Origin of the sequence: Aquisalimonas sp. (assembly GCF_007120195.1) — a bacterium.
In the GTDB taxonomy this organism is placed as follows: domain Bacteria; phylum Pseudomonadota; class Gammaproteobacteria; order Nitrococcales; family Aquisalimonadaceae; genus Aquisalimonas.
Genome location: NZ_SKOG01000260.1, coordinates 1 through 9,268, shown reverse-complemented (window position 1 = coordinate 9,268; position 9,268 = coordinate 1). Strand labels below are relative to the sequence as shown.

At 66.8% G+C, this 9,268-nt stretch carries 9 protein-coding genes and 1 pseudogene; all 10 read left to right on the top strand.

Translation table 11 applies throughout. The annotated features are described in order from the left end of the window. Positions 1–449: pseudogene (locus QZT63_RS18060) on the top strand (AAA family ATPase); the annotation flags it as partial. Next, complete coding sequence (gene cpaB / locus QZT63_RS18055; protein ID WP_290653173.1) at positions 446–1,285, top strand: Flp pilus assembly protein CpaB; 840 nt, start codon at positions 446–448, stop codon at positions 1,283–1,285. The pseudogene QZT63_RS18060 and the gene cpaB, both read left to right, overlap by 4 nt. A gap of 46 nt (positions 1,286–1,331) precedes the next feature. Next, positions 1,332–2,867 (top strand): type II and III secretion system protein family protein, encoded by a 1,536-nt coding sequence (locus QZT63_RS18050; protein WP_290653172.1) that lies wholly within the window; start codon positions 1,332–1,334, stop codon positions 2,865–2,867. Between the two features lie 29 nt (positions 2,868–2,896). Further along, the gene (locus QZT63_RS18045; protein WP_290653171.1) at positions 2,897–3,139 is read left to right on the top strand and encodes a hypothetical protein; all 243 of its coding nucleotides are present in this window, start codon (positions 2,897–2,899) and stop codon (positions 3,137–3,139) included. Positions 3,140–3,203: 64 nt separating this feature from the next. Next, positions 3,204–4,394, top strand: coding sequence for an AAA family ATPase (locus tag QZT63_RS18040; RefSeq protein ID WP_290653170.1), 1,191 nt, complete (start codon positions 3,204–3,206; stop codon positions 4,392–4,394). A gap of 17 nt (positions 4,395–4,411) precedes the next feature. Next, on the top strand, positions 4,412–5,779 hold the full coding sequence (locus QZT63_RS18035; RefSeq protein ID WP_290653169.1) for a CpaF family protein: 1,368 nt from the start codon (positions 4,412–4,414) through the stop codon (positions 5,777–5,779). A gap of 2 nt (positions 5,780–5,781) precedes the next feature. Next, complete coding sequence (locus QZT63_RS18030) at positions 5,782–6,765, top strand: type II secretion system F family protein (protein ID WP_290653167.1); 984 nt, start codon at positions 5,782–5,784, stop codon at positions 6,763–6,765. 13 nt (positions 6,766–6,778) lie between these two features. Further along, positions 6,779–7,744, top strand: coding sequence for a type II secretion system F family protein (locus tag QZT63_RS18025; protein WP_290653165.1), 966 nt, complete (start codon positions 6,779–6,781; stop codon positions 7,742–7,744). Between the two features lie 34 nt (positions 7,745–7,778). Continuing rightward, positions 7,779–8,726, top strand: coding sequence for a tetratricopeptide repeat protein (locus QZT63_RS18020; protein WP_290653163.1), 948 nt, complete (start codon positions 7,779–7,781; stop codon positions 8,724–8,726). Between the two features lie 58 nt (positions 8,727–8,784). Next, positions 8,785–9,231 (top strand): TadE/TadG family type IV pilus assembly protein, encoded by a 447-nt coding sequence (locus QZT63_RS18015; protein ID WP_290653161.1) that lies wholly within the window; start codon positions 8,785–8,787, stop codon positions 9,229–9,231. The last annotated feature ends 37 nt before the right edge of the window (positions 9,232–9,268 follow it).

Here is a 9,268-nt window from a genome sequence, read left to right as displayed (position 1 = left end):
TCTTCAATCGCTGGATCGTGCCGCTGGAAGAGCATCGGGACTTTCTCACCCTGCGCAACGGCCAGCACTTCGAGGTGCCGTTCGACGTGGCCCTGGTGCTCTCCACCAACCGCAACCCCCTGGAGCTGGCCGACGAGGCGTTCCTGCGGCGCATAGGCTACAAGATCCGCTTCGAGCGCCTGGACGAGACGGCCTACACCACCATCTGGCAGCGGGAGTGCCACCGGCGCGGCCTCGAGCACGACCCGGCGCTGGCCCGCTTCGCCGTCGACGAGCTGCATGCGCGCCACGGCGTACCCCTGCTGCCCTGCCATCCGCGGGATCTGATCGACCTGGCGGTGGACTACAGCCGCTATATGGACCAGCCAACACTCTCGACCGAGGCCCTGTGCTGGGCCTGGGAGAGCTACTTTGTGGGGCTCGCTGAGCCCGGGGAGATGCAGTCATGAGAAAGAGCGGAATTGTGCTGATGCTGGGCGTGTCGCTGATGATGGCCCTGGGTGCCACGCTGCTGGCGCGCAGCTGGATGGCGGAGCGGACTGCCGGGGACGGGGACGGCTCTGACGAGACGTCCGTGGTGGTGGCAGCCATGGAGATCCCATACGGCCGGACGGTGCAGGCGGCGGAGTTGCGCCTGATGCAGCTGCCGCCCGAGGCAATCCCCGAGGGCAGCTTCAACCACCTGGAGGACGTGGTGGGCCGCGTCACCTCGCAGACCATCTACCAGGGCGAAGTGGTTCTCGAAAGGCGGGTGGCGGAGCACCTCGGCGGCAGCGCCCTGGCGGCGGTGCTCGAGCACGGCAAGCGCGCCATGACCGTGCGCGTCGACGACGTGGTCGGGGTCGCCGGTTTCCTGCTGCCGGGCAACCGGGTGGACGTGCTGTCGACCCAGCGCCGGGGCGGCACGCGCGAGGTGGAGTCGGAGACCATCCTCACGAACATCAAGGTGCTGGCGGTGGACCAGACCGCCTCGCCGGAGCGCGACGCCCCGGTGATCGTGCGCGCGGTCACCCTGGAGGTGGAGCCGCCGCAGGCGGAGCGGCTGGTGAAGGCGACCCAGGAGGGCAAGGTCCAGCTGACATTGCGCAACCCGCTGGACGCAGGGGAGAGTGCGAACGGCGAGGTCGCCGAACCGGAGCCAAAACCAGAACCAGAGCCGGAACCGCAGCCGGCGGCCCGACCCGAGCCGGTGCGGGCGCGGCCGGCACCGCCGCCACGGCCTCGCATTGTCAACGTCACGGTGATCCGCGGGACCGACAGCAGTACCACGAACGTCAGAGAGTAACGCCGCGCAGGGCTCGAGACACAAACTAAGGACCGGAGGGTGGGCAATGAACAGGGAAGGCACAACAACACTGACAGGGCGTTGCAGCATGATCGCGCTCGGGGCCTGGCTGACGCTCTCCTGGGCGTTCGCCGCCCAGGCGCAGAACCAGGATGATGCGGGCCGGTGGGCCGGCATGCAACGACCGGGCGCCCCGGCCACGGTGTCGATACCACAGGACGGCACCACCCGCACGATCGAGGTGGCGGCGGGCAAGTCCCGCGTGCTGCAGTTCCCCCGCCCGGTCAAAGTGGTCTCCGTCGGCGACACGGACGTCGCCGACGTCCTGGTGATGCGCGCCCGGCAGATCTACGTGCTCGGCAAATCCCTCGGCACCACCAACGTGGTGTTGTGGGATGAGTCCAACGAGATCGAAGGGGTCTTGAATGTCGAGGTCACCCACGACCTGGAGACCCTCAAGGCGAAGCTGCACGAGATGCTGCCCCGCGAGCCCATCGAGGTCCGCTCGGCCCGGGGTAATCTCATTCTCGGCGGCCGGGTCAGCAGCGCCGCGCGCATGGATTACGCGCTGCGGGTGGCCCGGAGCTTTGCACACGGGGGCGAGGACTCGGTGCTCAACATGATGGAGGTCGGCGGCGCCCAGCAGGTGATGCTCGACGTCAAGGCCGCGGAGGTCTCGCGCTCGCTCATCAAGCGCATGGGCGTTCGCTTCAACGCCTTCGACTCCGGAGCGCCCTGGGATATCGGCGCCGTGCAGGGCGGGGCAACGTTCCCGGAGGGCATGGTCAGCAACTTCTCCCCGGCCGGGGCAGCCATCGAGAACACCGGGTTGTTTGCCGCCTACCAGGGCACGGACTTCCTGTTCAACATGTTCATCGACGCCGCCCAGCGGGAAGGCGTCGCCAAGATCCTGGCCGAACCGAATCTCACGACCCTCAGTGGTCAGGAGGCCCACTTCCTGGCGGGGGGCGAGTTCCCCATCCCCGTCCCCCAGGACCAGGGCGCGGTGACCATCGAGCACCGGGAGTTCGGCGTGGGTCTGCGCTTCCTGCCGGTGGTGCTCGACAGCGGCAAGATCAATCTCAAGGTGGACGTGTCCGTGTCCGACCTGGTGCTGGATGGCAGTCTCAGGCTGGCCGCGGGCGCGAACCAGGAGATCGCGACCGAGTTCTTCGTGCCGGCGCTGGCCAAGCGCAGCGCCAGCTCCACGGTGGAGCTGGGCCACGGCGAGACCATTGCCATTGCCGGCATGATCGACGAGAGCATTCAGGACAGCGTGGACAAGTTCCCGTTCCTGGGCGACCTGCCCGTCATCGGCCAGCTGTTCCGCAGCCAGAGCTTCAACAAGGAGCAGACCGAGCTGGTGATCTTTGTGACACCTCGGCTGGCCCGGCCCATCGAACCCGCACAGGCCCGCCTGCCCACGGGAAGCTTCGTTGCACCCAACGACCTGAAATTCTACCTGCTCGGCAGGTACCCGCGGCCGGGCCGTGGCACACCCATGGACGACGACGGCGGCACGGATCCCGTATTCACGCAGCGGGGCGGCGGGGCGGCCGGGCGTTTCGGCCACGACATGTAAGCCTTGATGGCGACCACCAGGAGCAAACCATGAACACGTTTCCAATTGTGACACTGGCCCTTCTCGTCCCGCTGCTCGCGGCCTGTGCGACCCCCGGCGGCGAACGCCCCGAGTTCGGCGCGAGCGTCCGGCACGTGATCGAGGCGCAGACGTACGAGTCCGACGGCGAGGTGCCGTCCCTGAGCGGAGACAAGGCGGCCGCGGCCATGGAGCGCTATCGCACCGATACGGGTGATCCCCGGCGCTTCGGCAGAGGGACGGATGGGCTTTGATGCGGGCATCGCGCGCGCCGCAAGGCGCCGTGCCGATCCTGGTCACTAAAGGCGAGTAGACATTATGCGTTACCGACTGGAAATCCTGGTAGCAGGCCGTTCTCAACAGGAACTCGCTCCCCTGCAGCAACTGTTGCACCAGCAGGGTGATGTCAACATCAGTGTCCGGCACATCGTCAACGGGCACTCCGATCCATTGCACAACGTGCATCCGCTCCCCGACGCCCTGGTGCTCGTGGCCAGCGAGAACTGGGAGGCGGAACTTGCGGCCCTCACGGAACGCCCCGCGACACAGCGCCCGCCGCTGTTGCTCATCGGGTACAAAGGCAATGAGAACCTGATCCGCGCCGCGATGCGCGCCGGGGCCAGGGACTTTTTCACACCGCCCATCGCGGAAGCCGAGATCGCGCAGTTCCTCCAGCAGCTCATGCGCGACAAGCTGGCGGAATGCGCCCGGCGCACCGCGCACCTCACCGCGGTCATCAATGCCAAGGGCGGCTCCGGGGCCAGCATGATCGCCGCCAACGTGGCCCATATCCTCGCCACTGGGTCAGAGCACCGTACCGCGCTCATGGACATGGACGTGCAGTTCGGCGCCCTGCCGCTGTATTTCAACCTGCCGCCGCGCAACGGCCTGGTACGCGCGCTGGAGCAGGTTGAAAGCCTGGATACGGTGGCGCTGGAGGGCTATGTCCAGCCCCACCGCAGCGGCGTGGATCTGCTCGCATCCGCACCGGATGAACTGGTCAGCGTCGCCGACGTACCCGAATCCCGCGTCGAGCTGTTGCTGCAGGTGATGAGCCAGGCGTACGACGATGTGGTGGTGGACCTGCCGCGCTGGATTGGCGGCTCCACCGCCGCGGTGCTCGAACACGCCGACCGGATCCTGCTCGTGCTGGAGCAAAGCGTCGCCCACCTGCGCGACGCCAAGCGTCTGATGAGCATTCTCCGCCAGGAGATCCACGTCGGCGCAGCGCGCATCACTGTCGTCGTCAACCGCTACGGCAAGGGCAACGCGGTGGAGCTGAGTGACATCCGCGACGCACTGCCGGACCACGAGATCGTGACGCTGTCCAATGATTTTCGCCGGGTTTCGGAGAGCATCAACATCGGCACGCCACTCCCGGAGCTGGCACACAAGGCCCCGGTAACCCGGGATCTGGTGAAACTGGCCGGGCAGTTGCGCGAGGACACACAGCATAGCCGTAAAAAAACCGGTGGCTGGAGCCTGTTCGGCTGGGGCCGCCCGAGCTGACTTAAGGAGAGAGGGACATGGGACTCATGGAACGATTCAGAAACATGGAAGCGACCGAAGGCACCCGCGCGGGCTGGGCGCAGCGCGCCCAGCGCAGCGCCATGACGAGCCTCACCGGGGCGGAGCAGGAATGCAAGCAGCGGCTGTTCAAGCGTCTGGTCAAGATGCTGGACCTGTCGCTGCTCGGCGGCCTGGATGACAAAGAGGCACGGGCTCAGATTCAGCAAGTGTGCGAACAGTTGATGGCCGAGGAGGCGCTGCCGTTCAACGCCGGGGTCCGCCAGCGCATCGTCGCCGAGCTGCAGGACGAGGTGCTGGGGCTGGGGCCATTGGAGGCGCTGCTGGCGGACAAGACGGTGACGGATATCCTGGTCAATGGCTCCAACCAGGTCTACGTGGAGCGGCAAGGCAAGCTGGAGTGCACCTCCCTGCGCTTTGACAGCGACCGCCACCTGATGACCATCATCGACCGCATCGTCTCCGGCGTGGGGCGCAGGATCGATGAATCCTCCCCCATGGTGGACGCCCGCCTGGCGGATGGCTCCCGGGTCAACGCCGTGATCCCGCCCCTGGCGATCGACGGGCCCATGCTCTCCATTCGGCGCTTCCCGGAGGATCGCCTCACGGTGGAGAACCTGGTCCAGATCGGCACGCTGACCCCGACGGTCGCGCGGCTGCTCGAGGCGGTGGTCAAGGCGCGCCTGAACGTGCTGGTCTCGGGCGGCACCGGCGCCGGCAAGACCACCATGCTCAATGTGCTCTCCAGCTTCATTCCGCACCGCGAGCGCGTCGTCACCATCGAGGACTCGGCGGAGCTGCAGCTCCAGCAACCCCATGTGGTACGCCTGGAGACCCGCCCTCCCAACGTCGAGGACAAGGGTGAGGTGAGCCAGCGCGACCTGGTGCGCAACAGCCTGCGCATGCGCCCGGACCGCATTATCGTCGGCGAGGTGCGCGGCGGTGAGGCGCTGGACATGCTCCAGGCCATGAACACCGGCCACGACGGCTCGCTGACCACGATCCACGCCAACACCCCCCGCGATGCGCTGACCCGCATCGAGAGCATGGTGGCCATGAGCGGCTTCAACCTGCCCGCGCGAGCGCTGCGTGCCCAGGTCGCCTCCGCCCTCGACGTGGTGCTGCAGGTGGAGCGCCAGGAGGATGGCAAGCGGCGGCTGGTGAGCGTACAGGAGATCAATGGCCTGGAGGGGGAGGTCATCACCATGTCGGAGATCTTCGGTTTCGAGCGCGAAGGGCTGGATCAGGAAGGCAATGTGCGCGGCCAGTTCAAGGCCACCGGCATCGTGCCCAACTTCTACGAGCACCTCAAGCGCCGGGACATGGACCCGGGGCTTGATGTGTTCCAGCCCGGGCGCGGGGTCTAGCCATGTCCTGGAATATCTCCGACGAGGCCATCTTCATCATCATGGTGTTCGCCGCGGCGTTCCTGCTGGTACAAAGCTTCATGGTGCCGGCCTTCGGCGAGAACCGGCGCGCACGCAAGCGCCTCAAGAAGCGGTTGCGGGACGTACACGGCATGGAGGGCCGGGCCGGGCAGGTGTCCCTGGTGCGCAGCCGTTTCCTGCGGGAGCTCTCGCCGGTGGAGCGGTGGCTCGAGGCGCTGCCCGGGATGGCACGCCTCGAACGGCTGATCGAGCAGGCGGGCCGGGACACCCCCGCCTACCGGGTGGTCCTGAAGGCCCTGCTCCTGGGCGGCGTCAGCGGTGTGGCGTGCGTGTACCTGCTCCCCCATCCTGCCATGGCCCTGGCCGCGGGCGCGGTGGTGGCCGCCTATCCGTTCGTGCGCCTGTCCATGGACAAATCCCGGCGCCTGACCCGGTTCGAGGAGCAATTGCCGGACGCCCTGATCATCATGTCGCGGGCGCTGCGCGCCGGCCACCCGTTCAGCGATGCGCTGCGCCTGGTGGCCGACGAGATGCAGGATCCCATCAGCAGCGAATTCCGCACCATGTTCACGGAGATCAACTACGGCGGCGAGGTGCGCATGGCCCTGGCCGGGTTGCTGAATCGCGTGGAGAGCGTCACCGCCATGGTGTTCGTGACCTCGGTGCTGATCCAGAAGGACACCGGGGGGAACCTGGCCGAGCTGCTGGACGGCCTCGCCGAGGTTGTCCGGGACCGGTTCCGCTTTCACCGCAAACTGCGCACGCTCACCGCCCAGGGGAAAATGGCCGCCTGGGTGCTCTCGCTCATGCCCTTCGCGCTGGCCGGGGTACTCTCGGTGGCCAACCCGAACTTTCTGCCGATGCTGACCCAGGACCCCACAGGCCGGCAACTGGTCCTCGTGGCCTTCGTGTTGATGGTCATCGGCATTCTCTGGATGCGCAGGATCGTGCGGGTCGACATATGAATGGAGGCATGCCGTGGAAATCGTGAATGACCTGTTCGCATTGCTTGACGAGCTGATGGCCAACCCGCAGGCGGCGGAGCTCGGGTTCGCGATCATGCTGGGCCTGGCGGCCTTCACCCTGATGATGGCGCTGGTGCTGCTGGCCGTCGGCCTGGCCGACCCGCTGCGCAGCCGCCTGCAGCGCCTGGAGCCGGAGGACAACGGCAAGGGCGGGGGCTCGGCAGTCCTGCGGTTGTTCGCCCCCGTGGGCGCTTACCTGATGCCCAGCGATCGCGAGGCGCGATCCAGGACGGCCTTGCGGTTGCGCCACGCGGGCATACGCTCGGCCACTGCGCTGCGAGCCTTCTATGGCGCAAAGCTGGCACTGGGCGTGCTCCTGCCCGGGATGACGCTGGCAGTGATCCTGCCCTTCTTCCGCCTGGAGTTGGGTGCCACCGTGCTGTTCGCCGCCTCCGCCGCGCTTGCCGGCTACCTGCTGCCGACGTTCTGGCTCGAACGGGCCATCCGCCGACGCGTGCTGGCACTGCGCCGCGGCCTGGCGGACGCGCTGGACCTGCTGGTGGTCTGCAGCGAGGCCGGGCTCGGGCTTGCCCAGGGCATCCAGCGGGTCGCGGAAGATCTGGAGATCAGTCACCCGGAGCTCTCCGACGAGCTGCTGCTGTTCAACATGCAGACCCGCGCGGGCATGGACAACCGCGAGGCCCTACGGGACCTGGAGGAACGCACCGGCGTGGAGGACATCCGCGCCCTGGTGACGACGCTGCTGCAAAGCATGCGGTTCGGCACCAGTATCGCCGCCACGCTGCGCATATTCGCCGCCGAGCTGCGCGACAAGCGCACGCAGGAGGCCGAGGAGCGGGCAGCGAAGGTGAGCACCAAGATGCTGTTCCCACTCGTTTTCTGTGTGTTCCCGAGCTTTTTCGTGGTGGCCCTGGGGCCACCGTTACTGGGTGCAATGGAGGCCCTCAGCGGCCTCTGAGCAATGACCTGGAATCCTGTCGAGGGACCGACCCATGAAACCGATTCACCCGAAAAGAACGATACTCGCGGCTGTGGCGTTGAGCGTGAGCCTTGCGGGCTGTGCCACGACCGGTCAGATGCAGGAACCGGACCTCTACAGCATGCTCTACGACGGAGAGTCTGGGGCCGCCCATGGAACGGCGTCCCCGGTATCAACCCCGGAAGAAGCCTATCGCCACGGGGAGGCAGCAGCCCGGGCAGGCGATTACGACCGCGCCCTGTTCGAGTACATCCGCGGGCTGCAAATGGAGGACGAACCAGCGGCGGAGCCGCTGTACAGGATCGGCTCCATTCACGACCAGCGGAACAACCACGAACTCGCGGAGATGGCCTATCGCCGGGCGCTGGAGGTGGACCCCTCCCACCCCGAGGCCGGAACCAGCCTCGGCATCATGGAGCTGCAAAGGCGCCGGTACAGTGAGGCGGAAGCGCAGCTACGGGCCGTCACGGACGAGGGCAACGCCAACTGGCGCACCTACAACGCCCTGGGAGTTCTCGCCGATCTTCAGGGAAACGCCGACGAAGCCGTCCGGCACTACACGCGGGCGCTGCGCAAGGACCCGGACAATGCGACGGTCCTCAATAACCTGGGCTACTCCCGTTACCTCTCAGGCGACTGGCGGGGTGCGCGCGATGCCCTGCGCCGGGCGCTCCGCAGCGACCCCAACTACGAGATGGCCTGGCGCAACCTGGGGCTCGTCCATGTCCGCGAGCAAGCGTACGACGACGCCCTGGAAGCCTTCGGCAGGAGCGGCACCGACGCCGAGGCCTACAACGACATCGGTTACGTCGCCATGCTCGAGGGCCGGTATACCGACGCGAAGTTCTTCTTCGAGAAGGCGATGCAACGCTCGCCGACGTTCTACCTGACAGCCAGCGAGAACGTGCGCCAGGCGGAACGGCAGATCCGGCGGAATTCGGCCTCGCGCCAGGCGTATTAGCAGCCGGCTAACGCCGGCGCAACCGGCGCGTCCCATCAACCAAAAAGGAGTCACGGCAATGATCACCGGGATGCGGAACAAGCAACGGGGCGCGGAGCTGGTGGAGTTCGCCATTACGGCGATGCTCCTCTTCCTGCTCCTGTTCGGCACCATCGAGTTCAGTGTGGCGCTATTCGACAAGGCGACCATCACCAACGCCGGCCGGGAAGGCGCGCGGACCGGCATTCTGTTCCGTCCCGAGCCTCGCAACCTCGACACGGAAGACACCATCATTCGCGAGAGGATCGAGGCGTACGCCGAGGACTACCTCATCTCCCTGGGCGGACCGGCCGAGATGGAGATCGACATCCAGCGCACCCTCAGTGCCGTTGGAACCTTCGGGGTCGGAGAGGAGCTCACGGTCACCGTCACCTACCCGTACCAGTTCCTCATCGTCCCCGGCTTCATCGCGGGGATGGGCGGCGGCATCAACCTGTCATCCACCACTGTCATGCGAGCGGAGTAACCATGCACCAGAACATTTACCAAGGAACGGGTTTGGG